Genomic DNA, 20,960 nt, shown 5'->3' with positions numbered 1-20,960 from the left:
GGCGCTAAAGGCGCGGTCGTGGGACCGGCCGCATCGGACGATCAATGACCGCGCTTTCCGAGGACATGGCTGCCGCGCTGAAGCGCAGGATCGACGAGCTCGAGCAGCAGCTCAAGTCCAGCACGGCCGAGAACGCGCGGCTGGCCGACGAGAAGCGGCAAGCTCTCGAACGGCAGGCCGCAACGGCCGACATCCTGAAGGTCATCGCGGCCTCCCCCTCCGATGCGCGACCGGTGTTCGAGGCGATCGCGTCCAGCTCCAAGCGCCTGCTCGACGGCTTTTCCGCCACCGTGCTCCAGTTCATCGGCGATGAGCTCCATTTGGTCGCCTACACACCGACGAGCCCCGAAGCCGACCGGGGATTGAAGGCATCGTTCCCGCGACGGATCGCGGATTTTCCGACCTTCGAACTGGTTCGCGGCGGCGAGACGATCCAGTTTCCCGACAGCGAAGCCAATGACGTCCCGCAACTCAACCGGGATCTGGCGCGACTGCGCGGCTTCCGCAGCGTGCTGTTCACGCCGCTGATGAACCGGGGCACCCCGGTCGGCATGATCAGCGTCACGGGCGCCCAGCCAGGCGCGTTCGACGCCGAGCACGTGCAACTGCTCCAGACCTTCGCCGACCAGGCCGTGATCGCGATCGAGAATGCGCGGCTCTTCAACGAGACGCGGGAGGCGCTGGAGCGCCAGACCGCCACCGCCGACATCCTGAAGGTGATGGCGGCCTCGCCCGCCGACGTGCAGCCGGTGTTCGATGCCATCGCGTCCAACGCCAACCGCCTGATCGGCGGCTTTTCCACCGCGGTGCTGCGCTATGTCGACGGCGCCGCACATCTGGCTGCCTTCACGCCGACCGACCCGACCGGCGACCGCGTGCTGCAGGCATCGTTCCCAGTGCCCTTCGCAAAATTCCCGGCGTACCAGCTCGTGGCGAATGGCGCGGCAGCGCAACTGCCCGACACCGAGCTCGAACCGGCCGCGCGGGACGTCGCGCGCGCCCGCGGTTATCGCAGCATGCTGTTTGCTCCGTTGATGAGCGAGGGCCAGGCCATCGGCGTCATCATCGCGACGCGCAAGGCCACCGGCGCATTCAGCGAGCATCATGTCCGCCTGCTGCAGACTTTCGCCGACCAGGCAGCGATCGCGATCAAGAACGTCGCGCTGTTCAACGCGACGCGAGAGGCGCTGGAGCGCCAGACCGCGACCGCCGACATCCTCAAGGTGATTGCAGCCTCGCCATCGGATGTCACGCCGGTATTCCAGGCCATCTCCGACAGTGCCAAGGCGCTGATCGGGGGACATTCCTCCGCCGTCACCCGCGTCATCGACGGCATGCTGCACCTGGCCGCCTTTACCACCGACAATGACGGCGGCAACGAGGATCTGCTCCGCTCGTTCCCGGCACCGCTGTCCGCGTCCGGCATTCATAGCCGCGTCGCGACGAGCGGACAGTTCGCCTTCCGCACCGACATGCAGAGCGAGCCCGACCTCACCGTCGCGATGCGGGAGCTGGCGCACACAAGAGGCTATCGCAGCATTCTGGTGGTTCCGATGCTGCGCGATGGCGTTGCGATCGGCACCATCGGCGTGACGCGCCCCGAGGCCGGTCACTTCCCGGACAAGGCGATCAATCTGCTCAAGACCTTCGCCGACCAGGCCGTGATCGCGATCGAGAACACGCGGCTGTTCAACGAGGTGCAGGCGCGAACGCACGAGCTTACCGAGTCACTGGAGCAGCAGACCGCGACATCGGAGGTGCTCGGCGTCATCAGCCGATCGGCCGGCGATCTCGCGCCGGTATTCGAGGCGATGCTCAGCAAGGCAATGCAGCTCTGCGGCGCCAGTTTCGGCGTGCTCAATACCTACGATGGCACGCAGTTCAACTCGGCCGCCACTTACGGCCTGCCCCCTGCCTATGATGAATTCCGGCGCAAGGCGCCCCTCAACTATGGTCCGGCCACCGCGCCCGCGCGCCTTTTGAAGGGCGAACCGTTCGTCGAAATTGTCGACCTGCTGGAGTCGGACGCCTATCGCAGCGGAGAGCCGAACCGTCGGGCGCTGGTCGATCTCGGCGGCGCGCGCTGCCTGCTTGCGGTGCCGCTGCTCCAGGACGAGCGCGTGGTCGGCAACGTCATGATTTTCAGACAGGAGAACCGGCCCTTCTCGGAGAAGCAGATCACCTTGCTGAACCAGTTCGCGGCGCAAGCCGTGATCGCCATCGAGAACGCGCGGCTGCTCAGCGAACTGCGTCAGCGCACCGAGAATTTGACCGAGTCGCTGCAGCAACAGACGGCGACTGCCGACGTGCTCAAGGTTATTAGCCGCTCGGCGTTCGACTTGCAGGCCGTGCTCGATACCCTGGTCGAATCGGCGGCTCGACTATGCGAAGCCGATATGGCAGCGATTACCCGCAAGACCGGCAATGCCTATTTCCGGGCGGGCTCCTACGGCTTCCCAACCGAATTCGTCGAGTTTGTAAGAACTCTCCCGGTCCGTCCAGACAAGCGCACCATCACGGGCCGGACTTTGCTCGGCGACAAGGTGGTCCATGTCACCGATGTGCTCGAAGATCCCGATTACCTCTTTGAAGGCCAGGAATTGAGCGGCAATCCGCGTAGCTTCCTCGGTGTACCCTTACTGCGCGAAGGCAGCACGGTTGGCGCCATTGTCCTCGCACGTCGCGCAGTCCGGCCGTTCAGCGAAAAGCAGATCGAACTCGTTACCAGCTTCGCCGACCAAGCCGTCATCGCGATCGAGAATGTGCGCCTCTTCGACGAAGTGCAGGCCCGGACCAAAGAGCTTGCAAAGTCCCTCGACGATCTGCGCGCCGCGCAGGATCGCCTGATCCAGACCGAGAAGCTCGCATCGCTCGGCCAGCTCACCGCCGGCATCGCGCATGAGATCAAGAACCCGCTCAACTTCATCAACAATTTCGCCGCGCTCTCTGCCGAGCTCGCCGATGAGGTGAACCAGGTGCTCGCGGCCGTCACGACGGTCACGGGGGACGTTCGCGCCGACATCGACGAGCTGACCGGCCTCCTGAAGGACAACCTGCAGAAAGTGGTACAGCACGGCAAGCGCGCCGATTCCATCGTCAAGAACATGCTGCTGCATTCCCGCGGGGGCAGCGGCGAGCACGGGCCGGCCGACATCAACGCGCTGGTCGAGGAGAGCCTCAACCTCGCCTATCACGGCGCACGCGCGGAGAAGCCGCAATTCGATGTCACGCTGCGGCGCGATCTCGATCCCGAGGCCGGAACGGCCGAGATGTTTCCGCAGGAAATCGCCCGCGTGCTGCTCAACCTGATCTCGAACGGCTTCTATGCGGTGACGAAGCGCGGCAGCGAGGCCGGCAGGGGTTTCGAACCCACGCTCAGTGCCTCGACCCGCGACCGCGGCAGCCATGTCGAGATCCGCATCCGCGACAACGGCATCGGCATCCCACCGGAGGTGAAGGAGAAGATGTTCAATCCCTTCTTCACGACCAAGCCGGCCGGCGAAGGCACGGGGCTTGGCCTTTCCATCAGCCACGACATCATCGTCAAGCAGCACGGCGGCACGCTCGATATCGAGACCGAGCCCGGCGAGTTCACCGAGTTCACGATCCGGTTGCCGCGAAAGAGCATTTTTTCGGACAAGGACAGAGGATAGCCGTATCGTCGGGTCTGCGGGTTGAGGAAGATCGTCGCTCGATGGGTGCATTCAAAAATCTGGCTTGGCTCATTCGGCGGCAATTGCTCTCGCTGTCCGGCGTCGGCCTCATGCTGGGCGCCCTGTTCTTCGCGGCTGCGCTGACGCCGACGCTGATCCCGCGGAGCTATCTCACGCAAGGCGTCCTCGCCGGCGCCTGCTTCGCGATCGGCTACCTCGCCGGCATCGTCTGGCGCTGGCTGTGGCACTATCTCGAATTGCCCGAACCTTCGGCGCGCGCAAGAGCGATCGCCAATGCGCTGGTCGCGGCCGGCTGCCTGCTCGTCGTCATCATCTATCTGCGGCGAGCCTCCGAATGGCAGAACTCGATCCGCGCCGTCATGAACATGGCGCCGGTCGAGACCGCGCATCCGCTCAAGGTCTGCGGCATCGCCCTGGTCACGTTCGTCGTGCTGCTGATGCTTGCGCGGCTGTTCGCGCTTCTCGCTCGCTTCCTTGCCGCGCGCAAAGGGCGTTTCGTCCCGAGAAAGATCGCAAACGTCCTCGGCGTTCTCGTGGCGGCTCTGCTGTTCTGGATGATCGCCAACAACCTCCTCATCCGCACGGCCTTCCGCGCACTCGATTCGTCCTTCCGCGAATTCGACGCACTTCTCGAGCCCGAGCGGCCGCAACCGACGGCCCCCGGGAAGACGGGAAGTCTCGCGTCGCTGGTGAAGTGGAAGCAGCTTGGGCGTGCGGGGCGCGAATTCGTTGCCTCGGGTCCGACCGCAGCGGAGATCAGTGCCGTCACGGGGCGGCCCGCGCAGGACCCCGTACGTGTTTATGTCGGCCTCGGGGGCGGCAACACGGCGCAGGCGCGCGCCCGGCTTGCGCTCGACGAACTCAAGCGCCAGCACGGATTTGAACGCTCGGTCCTGATCGTCATCACGCCGACCGGCACCGGCTGGGTCGACCCCGCCGCGATGAATACGGTCGAATATCTCCACCATGGCGACGTCGCGAGCGTTGCGGTGCAATATTCCTATCTCAACAGCCCGCTATCGCTGCTGTTTCAGCCCGAATTCGGCGCGGAAGCTGCGCGCGCGCTGTTCTCTGAAATCTACGGCTACTGGACGAGGTTGCCGAGGGACAAGCGGCCGAAACTGTACTTGCACGGGCTCAGCCTCGGCGCCATGAACTCGGAAAAATCCGCGGAGCTGTTCGAAACGATAGGCGATCCGATTGCCGGCGCGCTGTGGAGCGGGCCGCCGTTCGAGAGCCGCATCTGGCGCTCGGTCACTGCGAACCGCAATCCGGGCTCGCCGGCCTGGCTGCCGGAATTCCGCGACAGCCGCTTCGTCCGCTTCATGAACCAGAACGGGCCGACGGTGCCGGCGGATGCGCCCTGGGGCGCGCTGCGCGTCGTCTATCTGCAATATGCCAGCGACCCGATCGTGCTGTTCTCCTACCGCGACGCCTACCAGGCCCCGGCCTGGATGGCAGCGCCGCGCGGGCCCGACGTGTCACCGGAACTGCGCTGGTATCCGATCGTCACCATGCTGCAACTCGCGCTCGACATGGCGGTCGCGACCAGCACGCCGATGGGCTTTGGCCATGTCTACGCGCCCGAGCACTACGTTGATGCCTGGGTCGCGGTCACCGATGTGCATGACTGGTCCGCCGACGCGCTGGCGCGGCTCAAGACCCAGCTTGCGGCGCAGGCGCGGAAGGCATCCGAGAGCAGCGCCGACGACAACCCCTATGCCGATCGTGGCGGTTGAGGCCCTACTCCGCCATCTCGACGGGCGGCGCGGTGGCGGGGCCGGCCAGCGGCCGTTCCTCCATCAGAATCAGGCAGAGCGCGGCGGTGGCCATCATCGCCGCCGCGGCGCCGAAGACGTAGCGGAACGCGACCATCATGTCGGCCGAGGGAATCGCATTGACCGCAGCGTGATGCTCGCCTGCGAGCGGAATGTCCGCCCCCAGCGCGATCAGCAGGATCGCGGCGAAGGCCGCGACCGTGAACGAGGACATCAGCGAGCGGAAGAAATTCATCGCACCGGTGATGGTGCCGACTTGTGCGCGGACAACCGAGTTTTGCAGCGAGACGACGCACACCGGGAAGGTCGTGCCGAGCCCCAGCGCGAACGCGGCCATCAGCAGCAGAAGCCCCCACAGCGGCAACGTCAGGAACGTGAGGCCGAGGCCACAGATCGCGGCCCAGGAGGTGCCGACGACGGCGACGCGCTTGTAGTGCTTGGCGCGCGCCATGGTGCGGCCGGCGATGGCCGCGCCGCAGGTCGAGACCGCAGCGAGCGGGATCAGTGCGAGCCCCGCCTCGCTGGCGCTGAGGTGATAGACCGACTCGTAGTAGAGCGGGAGTTGAACCGTGAGACCGGTGATTGCGCCGAGCGCGCAGCCGCCGGCCGTCAGCGCATAGGGCGCGACCGTTCCGCCGAGCAGCGGCAGCGGCAGGAACGGCTCGTCCGCCTGGCGCGCGTGCCAGACGAAAGTGAACGCCAACGCGACCGCCACACCCACCATCGCAAGAACGGTCGGCGAGAGCCACGGGAACCGCGTGCCGCCCCAGGTCAGCACCAGCATGAAGACCACCGCGGACGCCATCAGCAGCACGCCGCCGAGCCAATCGACCTCGCGCCGGTGGTGGAACACCGGGATCTTGTTCATTTTCGGAAGCAGCAGCGCCAGCGCCGCGGCCGCGAGCGGCAGGTTGATCCAGAAGATCATCGACCAGTGCAGATGCTCGGCGAACACGCCGCCGATGACGGGGCCGAGGATGCCGCCGACCATCCAGACGCTGGAGAAATAGGCTTGGTACTGGCCGCGTTCGCGCGGTGAGACAACATCGGAAATCACGGTCTGCACGACCGGCATGATGCCGCCGCCGCCGAGGCCTTGCAGGCCGCGCGCCAGGATCAGCATCGGCATGCTGGGCGCGATCGCGCACAGGATCGAGCCCGCCACAAAGAGACTCAGCGAGGTGATGATCATGGCACGCCGGCCATAGATGTCGCTCAGCGTCCCGAACACCGGTGCAACCGCGGTCGAGGCGAGCAGATAGGCCGTGATCACCCAGGAGAGGTTCGAGACGTCCTGGAACTGGCGCCCGATGGTCGGCAGCGCGGTCGCCACGATGGTCTGGTCCAGCGACGCCAGGAACATCGTCAGCATCAGGCTGATCACGATGGTCCGCACCTCGTCCGTCGAGAGCGGAACTGGCGGCGCGATGGAGGGCGCGTCGCTAACGCTGATGACCTCGGACGGAAGGCGGGAGAGCTCTTCGGCGATGTCGTCGGGCAACGCCTGGATGTCGGCAGATTGGCTCGTCTGCCGTTCGAACTTGTTCATGTCGGTCGGACGTCGGGTAGCGGCGCAACGCCGCGGAGGATTCGTTCTGTCCAGGTAATCTAGACAGCGAACTTCTTCTCGGGCAGGCGCTGCGGCGCATGGGTGCATCCCACCCCCTGGTCATCCCGAAGACGTGATCGCTTCACACAGCGTTAGGCCTGAGACGTCGCTTTCAGTCCTTTGGACGTCGCTTGAGGCGTGCCCGTTTCGGCAGCTGCGCCGGCCACTGCACGATGTGCTCCTCGAGCTCCTCGTCCGGGATGTCCTCCTCGCTGCCCTCGACCCGGCCGCGCACGGAGACGCCGGCCTCATGAACGGTGTTGGGATCGCCGGAGACTAGCGGGTGCCACCAATAGAGGTCGCGCCCCTCCGCGACGAGCTTGTAGCCGCAGCTCGGCGGCAACCAGTTCAGGGTGCGGACGTTGGCAGGGGTCAGGCGGACGCAGTCCGGAACCTTGTCCGAGCGATTCGGATAGTCCTTGCAGGCGCAGGTCCCGGCGTCGAGCAGCTTGCAGCCGACATGGGTGAAGTAGATCTGGCCGGTATCCTCGTCCTCGAGCTTGTTCAGGCAGCAGCGGCCGCAACCGTCGCAGAGGCTCTCCCACTCAGCCTCCGACATCTCTTCCAACGTCTTGGTTTTCCAGAAGAATCCTTCCTGGTCTGAAGGTCGTTTGGGAGCTGCGGTCATGCGCCTCAACAAGATTCAAAAGAGCTACGGCCAATTCCATCTAGGGCGAGGGCCGATACGGCTGCAAGCAGCGCCCGCGGGGGCCCCGTAAAGAAACGGGGTCAATTAGGCCTGTTGTTCAAAATCGCGAGCGTAGCCATTGGTTTATAGGCCCCGCTCGGTTAGAACAAACCCTCAAGTCCCCTCGGACGCGAACCGGGCGCCTTGGGTTTGCCGCAACACTCCCGCAAGACGTCTCGATGCCGCCCCGGCCGGGTGCTTGAACGCTTTCGAACCGAGCCTCAAGGGTTCTAGGTGCGCCAGATCATACCACCGCAGTGGAAGACCAGGGTCCGGAATTTCTTCCTGGATCTCGATGCGCGCATCGACTCCTCGCTGTTCTCATCGGCCAAGGGCATTCGCGAGCTCTATGAGCGCTACTCGACCTTCATGGATCGCTTCTATGTCGGGCGGTGGAAGCGCTGGGTGTTCATCGAGCCGCTGTCGGAAGCCGCAACCCTCGGGCTCGGCGGCCTGGTGCTGCTGCTCGCCCTCGCCATCCCCGCCTTCCGCGAGACCGCGGACGAGGATTGGCTGAAGAAGTCCGACCTCGCGGTGACCTTCCTCGACCGCTACGGTAACCCGATCGGCAGCCGCGGCATCAAGCACAACGACTCGATCCCGCTGGAAGACTTTCCGGACGTGCTGATCAAGGCGACGCTCGCCACCGAAGATCGCCGCTTCTACGACCATTTCGGCATCGACATCGCCGGCACCGCCCGCGCCCTCGTCACCAACGCACAGGCCGGCGGCGTCCGCCAGGGCGGCTCCTCGATCACCCAGCAGCTCGCCAAGAACCTGTTCCTGAGCAACGAGCGCACCATCGAACGCAAGATCAACGAGGCGTTCCTCGCGGTCTGGCTGGAATGGCGCCTGACCAAGAACGAGATTCTCAAGCTCTATCTCGACCGCGCCTATATGGGCGGCGGCACCTTCGGCGTCGACGGCGCGGCGCATTTCTACTTCAACAAGTCGGCGCGCGACGTGACCCTCGCGGAAGCCGCGATGCTCGCCGGCCTGTTCAAGGCGCCGACCAAATACGCCCCGCACATCAACCTGCCCGCCGCGCGCGCCCGCGCCAACGTCGTGCTCGACAACCTCGTCGATGCCGGCTTCATGACCGAGGGCCAGGTGTTCGGCGCCCGCCGCAACCCGGCCTTCGCGGTCGACCGCCGCGACGAGGCCTCGCCGAACTACTATCTCGACTACGCCTTCGACGAGATGCGCAAGCTCGTCGACACCTTCCCGAAGTCCTACACCGAGCGCGTCTTCGTGGTCCGCACCGCGATCGACACCAACGTGCAGAAGGCCGCCGAGGAGGCGATCGAGAACCAGCTCCGCCAGTTCGGCCGCGACTATCACGCAACGCAGGCGGCGACCGTCGTCTCCGATCTCGACGGCGGCATCCGCGCCATGGTCGGCGGCCGCGACTACGGCGCGAGCCAGTTCAACCGCGCCACCGACGCCTACCGCCAGCCCGGCTCGTCGTTCAAGCCTTACGTCTACACCACCGCCCTGTTGAACGGTTACACACCGAACTCGGTCATCGTCGACGGCCCGGTCTGCATCGGCAACTGGTGCCCGCAGAACTATGGCCACTCCTATTCCGGCTCGGTGACGCTGACGCAGGCGATCACGCGCTCGATCAACGTGGTGCCGGTGAAGCTGTCGATCGAGATCGGCCGGCGGGAGCAGCCGAAGGCGCCGAATCCGGCCAAGATTGGCCGCGCCAAGATCGTCGAGGTTGCACGCCGCTTCGGCATCAAGGCGCCCCTGCCCGACACGCCGTCGCTGCCGATCGGCTCCGACGAAGTCACCGTGCTCGAGCACGCGGTGGCCTACGCGACCTTCCCGAACCGCGGCAAGGCCGTGACGCCGCACTCGGTGCTGGAGGTGCGCACCGGCGCCGGCGACCTGGTCTGGCGCTGGGACCGCGACGGCCCGAAGCCGCGGCAAGCCATTCCGCCGAACATTGCCGCCGATATGGCCGGCATGATGAGCCACGTGGTCAGCGAAGGTACCGCGCGCCGTGCTGCGCTCGACGGAATCCCGACCGCGGGCAAGACCGGCACGACCAATGCGTATCGCGACGCCTGGTTCGTCGGTTACACCGGCAACTTCACCTGCGCGGTCTGGTACGGCAATGACGACTACTCGCCAACCAACCGCATGACCGGCGGCTCGCTGCCGGCGCAGACTTGGCACGACATCATGGTCGCGGCCCATCAGGGCGTCGAGGTCAGGGAAATTCCCGGCATCGGCATGGGCCAGAAGCTGCCGCCGCAGCCGGCGGCCGCCAACGCGCAAGCCAATGCGGCGCCAAAAGTGCTGGAGACCAAGCCCGGTCCGCCGCCGGTATTGACCAAGCGCGGCGCCGATATCCTGGTGCGCGTCGAGAAGCTGCTCGACGACGCGGCCAAGACCGCGACAAAGACGACTTCCGACGACACGACGAAGACGGCCAAGCCGGCCTCGTCATCGAGCGCGCTCGCCTTCCCGCAAAACTATGCGGCGGAGGAGAATGCGAACTCGTCCGCTCCACGCAAGAACTGATCGTTTTCCCGTGCGGCTGATCATTATCACATTGACTGCGCTTCTGCTCGCGACCGTCGTCGGCGTCGGCGCCACCTGGATGACGACGACGCGCGGCACCGACATCGGCGCGCTGACCATCGGCGCCTGGACCGCGCGGCCCCGCACCGGCACCGCCGACGTCGACCCCTACTCGCGCGCCACCATCGTGCGCAACGGCGAGCTGCCGATCGGCACCGGCGACGGCGTCGCCTTCACCGCGATCGCCGACGACAAGAAGAAGGCGCTCGACGGCCGCTGCGATGTGGTTGTCTCCGGCGTGACGCCGCCGGCGCGGTTCTGGACGCTGACGCTCTATGACCGCAAGGGCCATCTCGTCGCCAACTCGCTGCAGCGCTACGGCTTCACCAGCCAGGAGATCGTCCGCCAGTCCGACGGCTCGTTCGAGATCCGCATCGCCTCGCGCTCGCGCGCCGGCAACTGGTTGCCGACCGGTGGCATCGAGCGCTACGCGCTGATGCTTCGCCTTTACGACACGCCGGTGGGTGTTGCGACCCGCACCCAGCGCGATGCGCCGATGCCCACGATCACCACGGTGGGCTGCTCATGATCCGGCTGCTGTTCACCATCGTTGCCGGCATCCTCCTGGGCCTCGTGGTCCATCTGGTCAGCGTGCTGGCGCTGCCGCGGATCGCGACGCAGGACGCCTATTCGCGGCTGACGCCCATGACCAAGCTCAATGCGGTCACGCAGCTTCCTCTCGCCGACCCCAATACGTCGCCGATGCCGTTCATGGATCCGGCCTTTGCCCTGGCGATCTGCCGCTACGATCTGTCGGGCGGGCCGCTCAAGCTCACGGTGCCGGTAAGCCAGGCCTATACCTCGGTGTCGTTCTACACCCGCAACGAGATCGCCTATTACGCGATCAACGACCGTTCGGCGGGCAAGAAGGTGATCGAGCTCGACCTGATGACGGAAGCGCAGCACAACGAGCTGCCCGAGGACGAAGAGGTCACGGCAGCCGACCGCCTGATCATCGATTCTCCGAGCGCAACCGGCCTGATTGTGATGAAGGCACTCGCCGCCGAGCCCGGCCTCTTGCCGCAGGCGCAGGCTTCGCTGGCGGCCGCGACCTGCGCGCCCCAGACCGAGCCGCCTACCAAGGCCGAGACGCCGCGCAGCCGGCGCTGAGCGGACCGTCTCGCAGCACTTGCCCGGAAATCCGCAAAACAACCCCATGCAAAGTAGAAGGGGCAGAAGAGCAGACCTATTTTGTTCGTTTGAGTTCGGTCGGGTTCGGACGGTCCCCGCCCAGCAATTCTCTCAGCTTCTGCACAAGTTGATTGGCCGCCTGCTCATCAACCAGAAAGTCATAGTGTCCTTTCTGCGTGACGAGGGTAACCGTTCCCAGAAGCTCATGAGGAGAATCCTGGGCTGGTTGGACCCCGCATTCCAATACGATGAGGTCGATAATGTCGTCGCTCATGTTCAGTGGCGGATCGCGCATCGTGCCAATTGTCCGATTTCAATGAGCCATGATGCAGCCAACTCGGCAAATCCTGGTTGCTCAATTGAGCATTCTCGGGTCGTGGCGGTCTCCGCACAGCAACTCTCTCAGCTGGTGGACGAGCTGACGAGCCGCTTCCTCGTCGACCAGGAAATCATAGTGCCCTCTCTGAGTGACAAGGGTAACCGTCCCGAGAAGCTCATGAGGAGAATTCTGAGCCGCCAGGACCCCGCTTTCCAATACGATCAGGTCGACAATATCGTCGCTCATGTTGAGTAGCGGATTGGGCATAGCCGAATGTCCAATTTTGACGAGTCACAATGTATCCAACTCAGCAAATCATAGTGATGGCCAGCATCGAGCTTTTACAGGCCGGGTAGCTTGGGTCCGGATTCCTGTCGGATTTTCCCCGGACGCTTTCGACCTAGGAATCCCCGATCTCGCCCCGGCGTCCCAAGGCTCTTCGGAAGCCGAAACATGATCCGCGCAACTCTCAGATGTATCGCCGCACCTGTTAGCAAAGGACAAGCGAGGATCGTCCGCAAGCGCAGAACACTGACCGTGGTCAGTAACCACTGAGACTTTGTGAGAGTCATCAAGGGCTGACGTCGATCGAGAGCCGCGAAAAAACTTCCAGGGATCAGCGAGACAGCTTCCCGACTTCCGCACGTGCGATTGCCGTGTTTGTCAGTCCGCGTCGGTGAGGTCACAGCCAGACCACGGATTGCACCGCTCTGGATCTGCGGCGCAAGCAGGACGGGCCTGCCTACGATGACCGCAACTTCTCCGTCGAGAAGGGCGGTGACGGACTGCGCATCGCCGCGATACGGCACATGCACGCGCAGCGGCGCATGTCGAAGCGAAGCGCGCGCAAGGCTCCTAGCCGCGGACGCTGACGGAACGTCCGTAGGGCGGCTGCGCCGCGACCGGCGGATGGGCGGTCTGCGCGGCGAGTTCGCCGATCAGGCGGTCGGCATCGGCGGCCATGGGATCTGGCGCCTGGATCACCAGCCGCTCCAGACCCCAGCGATAGGAGGAGACGCGCTGCTCCAGGCACTGCTGCACCCACTGGATGATCAGCGAGTTCTCCTGCATGCGCGCGATCGCGTCTTCCCTTTCCCTCGGCGAGAGCTCGGAGACACGCGCCATGCTGGCATTGCGCTTCTTGTCGAGGTCGATGACGCGGATCGCGCTGGCGAAGAACGGCTCGAAGCGGGTGATGTCGTTGCGCACGTCCTCGATGAGCTGCGCATAGCGCGAGGAGTGCGTGCGATGCGGCTCGTCGATCAGCGTCCGTCCGTACATGGTGCGGTCGAACACGACCTTCTGCCGCCAGGGCGACGGCAGCGCCTGGTAGTCGCCGAACACGCTCTTCCAGGCCGGGCGCGACAGCGGCGGCTCGATCAGGGGATAGGCGAGATCGCGAAGCTGACGTTCTTCCTCGGTGAGCTGGAATTGAGACGCTCTCAGTCCGACGCTGGAGGTGACTTCAGCTCCAAGCCAGCGATGCATGTCGTCGCTGCGCATGTCGGCACGGGTGCGGCCGAAATCGCCGCCGCTGCAGCCCGCAAGCGCGGCGCCGATCAGCGCGAGCAGCACGCTTGATGAGAGAGACCGGATCTGGCGGATTGATTCCGGCATTGCATGAATGCCGGATCTAGCGACGGCGACGACGGCGCCCCGGCGCTGTGCCCTGTTCCGGCCCACGACCGCCGCTGGTCTCATCCGTCTCGCGCTCGATGCGGATCACGGGAAGGATCAGGACCGTCCCCGTTTCCGTGCGCGGCGCCACTTCCCCCGACGAGGCGAGCCGGCGACCGGCCGGAAATTCGATGATGGTCCCCATGTCAGCTCTCTTCAATTGCGGCGCGACCGAAGGCGGTGCTGCAACATGGCGTCAATTAAGATCAGGACATGGTTAACGGGGTGTAAACATGGCGTTCGGACCGTAACCGCACGGGCATGCCGCACCGTCCCGTTGCGGCACGACAACACCTTGAATTGCGCGGGGCGTTTCACATCTCGTTTTCCTTAACGAGCCTTTAAAGGAACCCGCGATAGGCTTCGCCCCAAGGACCCTTCCAAGTTGCGTACGCCTCAATGACCAAGTCGCTGTTTCCCGGATTCGACGGGCTGATGACCCTCTCCCGTCGCGAGGGCGTCGATATCCGCCCGACGCTGCTGCGCGTGCTGACGGACCTCTATGTCCAGACGAGCCGCCACAACGACGACGAGGAGCGGCAGTTCGTCGAGCTCGCCACGCGCCTGATCGACCAGGTCGACGACGCAACGCGCGCCGCGGTCAAGGCGCGGCTCGCAATCTATCCCGCAACGCCCGCGCCGATCATTCAGAAGCTTGGCCTGACGGCCGCGCAGGAAGGCCGCCGGATCCCGCTTGCACGGGAGATCCCCGCGCCGCCGCAGGCGCCCGCGCCCATGCGCACGCCGACCGATGCGGAATTGCGCATGGCCTCGAACCTGGCGATGCAGCCGATGGATGCCGCCGAGATCCACGACATGTTCTTCCGCGCCAGCGCTTCCGAGCGCGCCCTGGTCCTGCAGAACCTGGCGCAGACGCCGCTCAAGGCCGCGCCGCGGATTCCGACCGTGCGCGCCAAGCGCGCGATCCAGATCCTGGAGATGGCGGCAATCGCCAACGACGCCGAGAACTTCACCCTCGAGCTCGGCGACAGCCTGATCCTGTCTTCGCGCGTCGCGGCTGAAATCGTCGACGATCCCGGCGGCGAAGCGCTGGCGGTCGCCGCGCGCGCGCTCGACATGCCGAGCCCCAACTTCCAGCGCATCCTGCTGTTCTTCAAGCCGGAGATCGGAACGTCCGTGAACGCGGTCTACCGGCTGTCGCGGCTCTACGACCGCTTGAGCGACCGCTCCGCGCTGGTGATGTTAGCTGTCTGGCGCAGCTCGACGCTCGCCGTCACGCGCGCCAAATACCAATCCTCGCTGCATGACGGTGAACGCCAGCGTGCGCGTTCGAGCGCGAACCAGCCGCGGCCGGCCGTGCAGCCCGGCTCGAGCCCCGCGGCGCGGACCGGCACCGGCGGCTCGTTGGATCGCTGATTTGCTCGCCCCGGCTTCCGGAAGCGGTGGCGCTGAGTGTGGGACACGCGACGCGTCCCAAGCTCGTCATTGCGAGGAGCCCTTGCGACGAAGCAATCCAGAGTCCCTCCGCGGAGAGAGTCTGGATTGCTTCGCTGCGCTCGCAACGACGGTTGGCGCTAGTTACGCCTTCGCGAGCTCAAGGAAATGCCGCCCCGCGCGGTCCTCGGTCTCGACGATCCAGGCATCCGGGTCGAAGCGGATCTCCTTGGTCAGCCGCTCTTCGACGGCCTGCTCAGTCTGGGGCTGCGGAGCAACGGGCATGAAGAAGCGATCGACCGGCCGGCCGTCCTCATAGACGGTCTGCGGCGCAGGCGCGTACAGCATCGCATTGCCGTCGAGCAGCGACACCTTCACGAACACCGCGCCCGCCTCCTCGGCGCCGCGACGACGCACCGCGCCGAACACGCCTTCGGTTTGGCACCGGCGCAAGTAAGCCGCCACCCAAATGCTGGATTTCAATCTCATGAGCATGAAGGATAGGCCAGCGCCGCGATCGACACCAGCCTCCGCGCAATGATGACGATTATTCGACGGGATGCCCGATCGCGGCCGCGAGCTCGCGCAGCAGGCGCTCAGACACCTGGCCGGTGACAGCCATGCGATGCTCGCGCTCGAACTTCTGGATCGCGGACTGGGTCTCCCCGCTCATCGTGCCCGTGACCTTCAGCTGGCCGTAGCCATATTCGGACAGCGCGCGCTGCACGCCGGCGATGCGACGTGCCGCAGGGCTCTGCTGCACCGGAATCGGCGCCGGGGGGCGGGCAACGGCGACGGCAGGCGGTGTCGGCGCAGACGTCGTGGCCTTCACCAGATTGGTCAGGGGATCGCCCGATCGCGGCGTCGACGCGGTCGCCTCGACCGGCTTCTCCGGCGCCTTCTCGGCGGGCTTCGGTTCGATGCGAAATTCCGTCGGCTTCGGCTCGAGCGGCGACATGTCGGCGCCGACCGGACGTGGGCGCGGCAGCGGGCTCGACAGCGCGGCAGACGACGGCGCAGGCAGATTGATCACGGTGCCGAACATCGGCGCCGGATGCCGGCCGGTCTGCAGGAACAGCGCGTTGGCGACGATGGCGCAGACAGCAGCAACGGCGACGAAGCCGGCCAGCGTGTCCTTGGGGCTGTGCAGAAGGACCCGCATCACGAGATTGCGCTCGGTCTCGATATCGACAACCGCGGCCTTGGCGCCACGGCGGCGCGGAGCAGCATCGTCCTTTGCAGACTTTCTAGGCACTTTTCTTCACCAGAGCAGGTTGGTCCAGAGTTTGGTCTTGAATTTCCTGGCGCGGCGCCGGCGTCAACGTCGCGATCTTGCTCTCGGACGGCTTGACTTGCGGCGACGTGTAGACGAGCGGCAGCTTGACCGTGACGGCCGTCCCCTCGCCGAGCCTGCTTTGTACCGTCAATTCGCCGAGATGCAACGCCACGAGGCTCTTCACGATCGAAAGACCGAGGCCGGTTCCTTCATGGCGACGCTGATAGGTCTTGCCGGCCTGGAAGAACGGCGCGCCGATGCGCTTGAGATCATCGGGGGCGATGCCGACACCGGTGTCGCTGATGCGAAGCGTGAGCTGCGACGCCGACGCTGATGCGGCAACCATGACCTGACCGCCACGCTCGGTGAACTTGATCGCGTTGGCGACGAGGTTGAGCACAACCTGTTTGAAGGCACGCGGATCGCCGTCCATCATCGGTAGGTCCTGCGGCGCATCGGTGATCAGATCGATGCCGTTCTCCCGCGCTTTGAGCGCCAGCAGATTGCAGCAGTGAAGCAGCGCGGCGCGCGGCGCGAACGGCTCCGACGAAATCTCGAAATTGCCCGATTCCATCTTGGACATGTCGAGGATGCCGTTGACCACGGACAAGAGATGCTGGCCGGAATCATTGATCAGCTGCGCATATTCTTTGCGCTGGGCCGCCCCTAACATCAGCGTTTGCTCCTGCGCGATCATCTCCGAGAAGCCGATGATGGCATTGAGCGGCGTGCGCAGCTCGTGACTCATGGTGGCGAGGAAGCGCGTCTTGGCGGCATCGGCGGCTTCGGCGGCGCTGCGCGCCTCTTCGAGCGCCTGCTCCTGGATCTTGCGATCGGTGACGTCGCGCATCACGGCAACGACCTCGGCTTCGCGCGACATGTCGCGAGCGGACTCCTGCTCGAGCGGCCGGCAACGCATCTCGACCCAGACGAAATCGATTTGACCGCGCTCGGATCCAACATGCTCGCGCCGCAGCCGGAACTCGACGCTGCGCACCTCGCCACGGGCGGCGTCCGACAATGCTGTCAGGTAGGCCGGACGATCGGCGACATGGACGCGGTCGAACAGGCCGTGGCCGAGCAGTTGCGCAACCGGCATCCCCAGCATGGTCTCGGCCGCGGGCGAGATGAACTGCACCGCGCCGTTGCGCCGATGCCGCGAGATGACGTCGCTCATGTTGCGCGCGAGCAGACGGTAGCGCTCCTCTTCGCGCGACAGCAGCGTGACGCTGGTGCGCGCCAGCGACTCAGCACCGAAGGCGAGGCCCGCTGCGTAAAGGGTCGCCGAGGCGACGCCGAATGCCATGTAGACGCCGCGTTCGGCAACGCCCAACTCTGCCGGCGGCAGCCAGCCGAGCTGGCTGACGAGGATCAGTATCCCCGCGCAGGACAGCGCGAGCAGCGAGGCGAAGGCCGCGACGCGGCGCGAGGCCGACAGTGCGGCTTCGAGGGGAACCACGACCAGCCAGACCGCGGCAAAGGACTCAATACCACCGGTTGTGGCCGCGACCGCCATGATCAGGCCGGCGAGCGCCAGCGACGACAGCACATGCGCGCCTTCGTAATGGCCCGTGCGCGACAAGAACCACGACAGCAAGATCGGCGCGATCAGCCACGCGAATGCGGCGGCCTCGATCGCGCTCGGCGCGCCGCGCATCGCAAGATAGACCGGAAAGGCGGCAAAGGCGGCCAGGCTGCCGAGCAGCCGCGGCGCCATGAAGGCACGATGGCGCGCTCGCGTCAGCGCATCGTAACGCGCGGAGGGATGCAGCAGCGCATCGAGACAATCGCGGATGATACTCAAAACTGTCACGGGTCTCGCGCTTCGGCTCATTCGTCGAAAAGACGCGCCGGAACGCCTCCTTGTCGTTGAGCCACCGTGTCAGAGTGACATTAAACGAACGCTAAGGCGGCCGCCCTCGCCGCCGAACACCGTGTCATCGCGGACATTTTTAGACGATTTGACGACGTCTTCCGTAGGGATGGTGAACGCGGGGTTTCGCGTCCGCCCTCATGGTTTCGAATTGGTGGACGCGCGAGCGCAGTGTGCCGCCGTCAATCGAAAATTTACGACACCGTCGGCGGCCAAGAAATTTGCGTCAATTTTCGAAGAATTAAGCTCAAGGCAATCACTTGCGATTTATCGAGGATTGCTAGGTCGAAACGCGCGCGGGCATCGCCGCGGGCGGGATCTAACATACAGGTCGCAAGATGCGCTTTTTGCTTCGCATCACATTCTGGCTCGGGCTGGTGCTGGTACTCCTGCCGCGGGACAAGACGCCCGAATCGGAGAAGCTGCCGCAGATCGGCGCTGCCGATGCCGTGCAGGCTGCGACCGCGGCTGTCTCCGACGCGACCCAGTTCTGCAAACGTCAGCCGGCGGCCTGCGAGGTCGGCGGACAGGCGGCGACCATCATCGGCCAGCGGGCGCAGGACGGCGCGCGCAAGCTCTACCAGATGATCAACGACAAGAAAGAGCAGATTACCAACGGCAAGAATGACAAGAACGAGAAGAAGGCGCCCGATCATACCGGCTCGATCGCGATGGCCGGCGAAGGCGATACGGCCGCGAGCGAGGCGCCGCGCGACACCCTGACCCAGGACGATCTCGCGCTGGAATGGCGAGGGCCGGGACCAGCGAATTAGCGCCCAAACCCTATCGATTTCGCTGCTTTGCGTCCCTATATTGGCGGGAACAGGGATTCACGGGCCGATATGACGACGATTGACGAGATCCGAGACAATTTCGAGATTCTGGACGATTGGGACGACCGCTACCGCTACGTCATCGAGCTCGGTCGTACTTTGGAACCGCTGCCGGAGGCGGAGCACTCGGCCGCTAACAAGGTGCAAGGTTGCGTCAGCCAGGTCTGGCTATCCAAGCGCATCGAACGCGGCAACGGCGCCCCGGTCCTGAAATATCTCGGCGACAGCGACGCGCATATCGTGCGCGGGCTGGTCGCGATCCTGCTTTCGCTCTATTCCGGCCGCACGCCGCAAGAGATCCTGTCGACCGACGCCATCGCGTTGTTCGACGAATTCGGCTTGCGCGACCACCTGACGCCGCAGCGCTCCAACGGCCTGCGCTCGATGGTCGAGCGCATCCGGGTCGATGCGAAAGAAGCACTCGCGGAAGCTTCCTGAAGCGCGATGAAGATCGCGCTTCAGGCTAGTGTCTGAGCATGATCTCGCCGGAAATCCGCGGCACACTTTTCCGGATCATGCTCTCGCAACGCTACTTCCGCTTCCGCTGCTGCTGTCCGAGCCCCATCTGCTTCGCCAGCTGCGAGCGTGCCACCGCATAGTTCGGCGCGACCATGGGGTAATCGGCCGGCAGGCCCCATTTCTCGCGGTATTGCTCCGGCGTCATATTGTACTGGGTGCGCAGATGGCGCTTCAGCGACTTGAAGCGCTTGCCGTCCTCCAGACAGACCAGATAGTCCGGCGCGATCGACTTCTTCAGCGAAACCGCCGGCTTCGCCGGCTCGAGCGGCGCCTCGGTTCGGCCCGAGGAGACCCGCACCAGGGCGCCATGCACCTGGCTTATGAGGTTCGGAATCTCGCCGGCCGGCGTCGGGTTGTTGCTGAGATAGGCCGACACGATGTTCGCCGTCAGCTCGATGAAATTTTTGCCGCCGGCATCCGACATGGCTCGCCCCCTCCATAAAGCTGGCTTCGTCGCAGTGGATTGGCGACGTCCGAGTATTCTCTGTCAACAATACGTTCGGCTGAAATACGACGACTGGCGAATAACGGCTGGTTACTGGTGGGCTACCACGAACTGCGGCGCTTTACTTGCTCGATGAAAAGCGTCAGGAGCGCTGGTCCAGATGGGCGCGCAGCTCGTCAATCGAGGCGAAGCGCATCATGCCTTCCGGCATCTGCGCTTCGATCGACCCGTCGGAATAGAGCGAATAGGCCATGCCGTCGACGATGCCGGACTTGAGCACGGTGACGGGCGGCTGCTCGGCCGGCGGTGGAGGCTCAGGCGCAGGCGGAGGCGTCGGGGCAGCAGGCTCGGTGAAGATCGAGGGCGTGCGCGGCGGTGGCGCCGGGCGACGCGACGCGGGAGGCTCCGGCGGCCGCATCCGGTCCGGCTTCGGCCAGGCATCGTCGAAGCTCGCGGGCGGCGTCTCCGGCGGAGCGGGGGTCGCGGGCTCTGCATGGGGGTACGGCGGCAGGCCTTCGGCAGCCTTCGCCTCCGCGCGCTCGCGCTCCTTGCGCGAGGTGGAGGCGAACAACAGATTGCGACGGCGCGGCGCCTCGGGCGCCACCGGCGGAGGCTCCTCCGGCGCCGCAGGAGCCTCGACGCGCGACCGCTCGCGTGCGGCAGCATCGTCCAGCCATGGCGGCGGCGCGGCAAATGGAGGCGGCGGCATCGGTTCGACCTTCATCGCCGGCGAAGGCGCGAGGTCTGGGGCAGCCGTTCCTGGAGGCACGAGTCCCGACGGCAGCACGGGCCGGACGCGAACGTCCGATGGCGCGACCGAGCCCGCGAGGCGCCGCGCGATTCCCTGCAGCTCCAGCACCACGACGTAGAGGCCGGCCAGTAACATTCCGGAGCAGACGCCGATCGTGCCGGCGATTATGAGGGTGCTGCCGAGGCTGAAATCCCTGACGGAGTAGCCAAAAAGGACCGTAAGGAGGCCCGCCAGGACGGCGAAGATCCCCGCGATCAACAATGCCAACGTCATCGAATACACCCCCGGCCGCGCACCGACGCGCGACAGCTAGGCCACGATACCGTCATATTGCGTTCCTCGCCAACGGCCAATTGCCGCCACCGTTCCTTAAAGGAAGGAAATCAGAGACTTATTCACA

The 20,960-nt window shown here is 65.2% G+C and carries 20 protein-coding genes; 8 read left to right on the top strand and 12 right to left on the bottom strand.

The annotated features are described in order from the left end of the window. Positions 1-44 precede the first annotated feature (44 nt). Both K289_RS43895 and K289_RS0105000 read left to right on the top strand, forming a co-directional pair. Positions 45-3,653: a GAF domain-containing protein gene (locus K289_RS43895; protein WP_035683835.1), complete on the top strand. Its 3,609-nt coding sequence runs from the start codon at positions 45-47 to the stop codon at positions 3,651-3,653. 41 nt (positions 3,654-3,694) lie between these two features. Then, complete coding sequence (locus K289_RS0105000) at positions 3,695-5,413, top strand: alpha/beta-hydrolase family protein (RefSeq protein ID WP_035683832.1); 1,719 nt, start codon at positions 3,695-3,697, stop codon at positions 5,411-5,413. Between the two features lie 4 nt (positions 5,414-5,417). Here the strand turns inward: K289_RS0105000 and K289_RS0104995 are convergent, their stop codons facing one another. Together K289_RS0104995 and K289_RS0104990 are read right to left on the bottom strand one after the other, a co-directional pair. Further along, on the bottom strand, positions 5,418-7,001 hold the full coding sequence (locus K289_RS0104995) for an MDR family MFS transporter (protein WP_027550488.1): 1,584 nt from the start codon (positions 6,999-7,001) through the stop codon (positions 5,418-5,420). A gap of 172 nt (positions 7,002-7,173) precedes the next feature. Then, positions 7,174-7,689, bottom strand: a complete 516-nt coding sequence (locus K289_RS0104990; RefSeq protein ID WP_027550487.1) for a YcgN family cysteine cluster protein — start codon at positions 7,687-7,689, stop codon at positions 7,174-7,176. A gap of 294 nt (positions 7,690-7,983) precedes the next feature. On the opposite strand from K289_RS0104990, the gene K289_RS0104985 reads away from it, so the two are divergent. From K289_RS0104985 to K289_RS0104975, 3 genes are read left to right on the top strand one after another with little or no spacing between them, the layout of a single operon-like run. After that, the gene (locus tag K289_RS0104985) at positions 7,984-10,281 is read left to right on the top strand and encodes a transglycosylase domain-containing protein (RefSeq protein WP_027550486.1); all 2,298 of its coding nucleotides are present in this window, start codon (positions 7,984-7,986) and stop codon (positions 10,279-10,281) included. Between the two features lie 10 nt (positions 10,282-10,291). Next, entirely contained in the window at positions 10,292-10,870 is a 579-nt protein-coding gene (locus tag K289_RS0104980; RefSeq protein ID WP_027550485.1) for a DUF1214 domain-containing protein, read from the top strand. Further along, entirely contained in the window at positions 10,867-11,451 is a 585-nt protein-coding gene (locus K289_RS0104975; protein ID WP_027550484.1) for a DUF1254 domain-containing protein, read from the top strand. The genes K289_RS0104980 and K289_RS0104975 overlap by 4 nt, the downstream gene beginning before the upstream one ends. Before the next feature lie 76 nt (positions 11,452-11,527). Here the strand turns inward: K289_RS0104975 and K289_RS50170 are convergent, their stop codons facing one another. The 5 genes from K289_RS50170 to K289_RS0104960 form a co-directional block, all read right to left on the bottom strand. Next, positions 11,528-11,767, bottom strand: a complete 240-nt coding sequence (locus K289_RS50170; protein WP_156917798.1) for a hypothetical protein — start codon at positions 11,765-11,767, stop codon at positions 11,528-11,530. Positions 11,768-11,827: 60 nt separating this feature from the next. Beyond that, positions 11,828-12,058 carry a hypothetical protein gene (locus K289_RS50165; protein ID WP_156917797.1) on the bottom strand — a complete coding sequence of 77 codons (231 nt, stop codon included), beginning with the start codon at positions 12,056-12,058 and terminating at the stop codon, positions 11,828-11,830. 74 nt (positions 12,059-12,132) lie between these two features. After that, a complete protein-coding gene (locus tag K289_RS52160) occupies positions 12,133-12,600 on the bottom strand; it encodes a tripartite tricarboxylate transporter substrate-binding protein (RefSeq protein ID WP_245283844.1) in 468 nt (155 codons plus the stop codon). Positions 12,601-12,646: 46 nt separating this feature from the next. Next, positions 12,647-13,408: a hypothetical protein gene (locus K289_RS0104965; protein ID WP_027550482.1), complete on the bottom strand. Its 762-nt coding sequence runs from the start codon at positions 13,406-13,408 to the stop codon at positions 12,647-12,649. A 16-nt stretch (positions 13,409-13,424) separates the two neighbouring features. After that, positions 13,425-13,613 carry a hypothetical protein gene (locus K289_RS0104960; RefSeq protein ID WP_027550481.1) on the bottom strand — a complete coding sequence of 63 codons (189 nt, stop codon included), beginning with the start codon at positions 13,611-13,613 and terminating at the stop codon, positions 13,425-13,427. Between the two features lie 254 nt (positions 13,614-13,867). Here K289_RS0104960 and K289_RS0104955 point away from each other — a divergent pair, with 254 nt between their 5' ends. Beyond that, positions 13,868-14,845, top strand: coding sequence for a DUF2336 domain-containing protein (locus K289_RS0104955; RefSeq protein WP_027550480.1), 978 nt, complete (start codon positions 13,868-13,870; stop codon positions 14,843-14,845). Between the two features lie 162 nt (positions 14,846-15,007). Here K289_RS0104955 and K289_RS0104950 read toward each other — a convergent pair whose 3' ends face one another. Genes K289_RS0104950 through K289_RS0104940 form a run of 3 tightly spaced genes read right to left on the bottom strand, consistent with a single transcriptional unit; the run spans position 15,008 to position 17,973 of the window. Then, positions 15,008-15,352: a DUF1491 family protein gene (locus K289_RS0104950; protein WP_027550479.1), complete on the bottom strand. Its 345-nt coding sequence runs from the start codon at positions 15,350-15,352 to the stop codon at positions 15,008-15,010. A 58-nt stretch (positions 15,353-15,410) separates the two neighbouring features. Next, positions 15,411-16,118 carry a peptidoglycan-binding domain-containing protein gene (locus K289_RS0104945; RefSeq protein ID WP_027550478.1) on the bottom strand — a complete coding sequence of 236 codons (708 nt, stop codon included), beginning with the start codon at positions 16,116-16,118 and terminating at the stop codon, positions 15,411-15,413. Next, positions 16,111-17,973: an ATP-binding protein gene (locus K289_RS0104940; protein WP_156917796.1), complete on the bottom strand. Its 1,863-nt coding sequence runs from the start codon at positions 17,971-17,973 to the stop codon at positions 16,111-16,113. The genes K289_RS0104945 and K289_RS0104940 overlap by 8 nt, the downstream gene beginning before the upstream one ends. 377 nt (positions 17,974-18,350) lie before the next feature. Here K289_RS0104940 and K289_RS0104935 point away from each other — a divergent pair, with 377 nt between their 5' ends. Next, on the top strand, positions 18,351-18,785 hold the full coding sequence (locus tag K289_RS0104935) for a DUF5330 domain-containing protein (protein WP_027550476.1): 435 nt from the start codon (positions 18,351-18,353) through the stop codon (positions 18,783-18,785). Between the two features lie 69 nt (positions 18,786-18,854). Then, positions 18,855-19,283: a SufE family protein gene (locus K289_RS0104930; RefSeq protein WP_027550475.1), complete on the top strand. Its 429-nt coding sequence runs from the start codon at positions 18,855-18,857 to the stop codon at positions 19,281-19,283. 91 nt (positions 19,284-19,374) lie between these two features. Here K289_RS0104930 and K289_RS0104925 read toward each other — a convergent pair whose 3' ends face one another. Both K289_RS0104925 and K289_RS0104920 read right to left on the bottom strand, forming a co-directional pair. Further along, positions 19,375-19,788, bottom strand: coding sequence for a MucR family transcriptional regulator (locus K289_RS0104925; RefSeq protein ID WP_027550474.1), 414 nt, complete (start codon positions 19,786-19,788; stop codon positions 19,375-19,377). 163 nt (positions 19,789-19,951) lie between these two features. Beyond that, positions 19,952-20,833 (bottom strand): hypothetical protein, encoded by an 882-nt coding sequence (locus tag K289_RS0104920; RefSeq protein ID WP_027550473.1) that lies wholly within the window; start codon positions 20,831-20,833, stop codon positions 19,952-19,954. Positions 20,834-20,960 lie beyond the last annotated feature (127 nt).

The organism is Bradyrhizobium sp. Cp5.3 (genome assembly GCF_000426265.1).
In the GTDB taxonomy this organism is placed as follows: Bacteria; Pseudomonadota; Alphaproteobacteria; order Rhizobiales; family Xanthobacteraceae; genus Bradyrhizobium; species Bradyrhizobium neotropicale.
The sequence above is the reverse complement of the archived record's forward strand: the minus strand, read 5'-3'. Positions and strand labels throughout refer to the sequence as shown.

Excerpts from the sequence above, each read along its gene's own strand:
- K289_RS43895 (WP_035683835.1), top strand. The coding sequence starts at position 45 with ATGACCGCGCTTTCCGAGGACATGGCTGCCGCGCTGAAGCGCAGGATC.
- K289_RS0105000 (WP_035683832.1), top strand. The coding sequence starts at position 3,695 with ATGGGTGCATTCAAAAATCTGGCTTGGCTCATTCGGCGGCAATTGCTC.
- K289_RS0104995 (WP_027550488.1), bottom strand. The coding sequence starts at position 7,001 with ATGAACAAGTTCGAACGGCAGACGAGCCAATCTGCCGACATCCAGGCG.
- K289_RS0104990 (WP_027550487.1), bottom strand. The coding sequence starts at position 7,689 with ATGACCGCAGCTCCCAAACGACCTTCAGACCAGGAAGGATTCTTCTGG.
- K289_RS0104975 (WP_027550484.1), top strand. The coding sequence starts at position 10,867 with ATGATCCGGCTGCTGTTCACCATCGTTGCCGGCATCCTCCTGGGCCTC.
- K289_RS50170 (WP_156917798.1), bottom strand. The coding sequence starts at position 11,767 with ATGCGCGATCCGCCACTGAACATGAGCGACGACATTATCGACCTCATC.
- K289_RS50165 (WP_156917797.1), bottom strand. The coding sequence starts at position 12,058 with ATGCCCAATCCGCTACTCAACATGAGCGACGATATTGTCGACCTGATC.
- K289_RS0104965 (WP_027550482.1), bottom strand. The coding sequence starts at position 13,408 with ATGCCGGAATCAATCCGCCAGATCCGGTCTCTCTCATCAAGCGTGCTG.
- K289_RS0104960 (WP_027550481.1), bottom strand. The coding sequence starts at position 13,613 with ATGGGGACCATCATCGAATTTCCGGCCGGTCGCCGGCTCGCCTCGTCG.
- K289_RS0104955 (WP_027550480.1), top strand. The coding sequence starts at position 13,868 with ATGACCAAGTCGCTGTTTCCCGGATTCGACGGGCTGATGACCCTCTCC.
- K289_RS0104950 (WP_027550479.1), bottom strand. The coding sequence starts at position 15,352 with ATGAGATTGAAATCCAGCATTTGGGTGGCGGCTTACTTGCGCCGGTGC.
- K289_RS0104940 (WP_156917796.1), bottom strand. The coding sequence starts at position 17,973 with ATGAGCCGAAGCGCGAGACCCGTGACAGTTTTGAGTATCATCCGCGAT.
- K289_RS0104935 (WP_027550476.1), top strand. The coding sequence starts at position 18,351 with ATGCGCTTTTTGCTTCGCATCACATTCTGGCTCGGGCTGGTGCTGGTA.
- K289_RS0104930 (WP_027550475.1), top strand. The coding sequence starts at position 18,855 with ATGACGACGATTGACGAGATCCGAGACAATTTCGAGATTCTGGACGAT.
- K289_RS0104925 (WP_027550474.1), bottom strand. The coding sequence starts at position 19,788 with ATGTCGGATGCCGGCGGCAAAAATTTCATCGAGCTGACGGCGAACATC.
- K289_RS0104920 (WP_027550473.1), bottom strand. The coding sequence starts at position 20,833 with ATGACGTTGGCATTGTTGATCGCGGGGATCTTCGCCGTCCTGGCGGGC.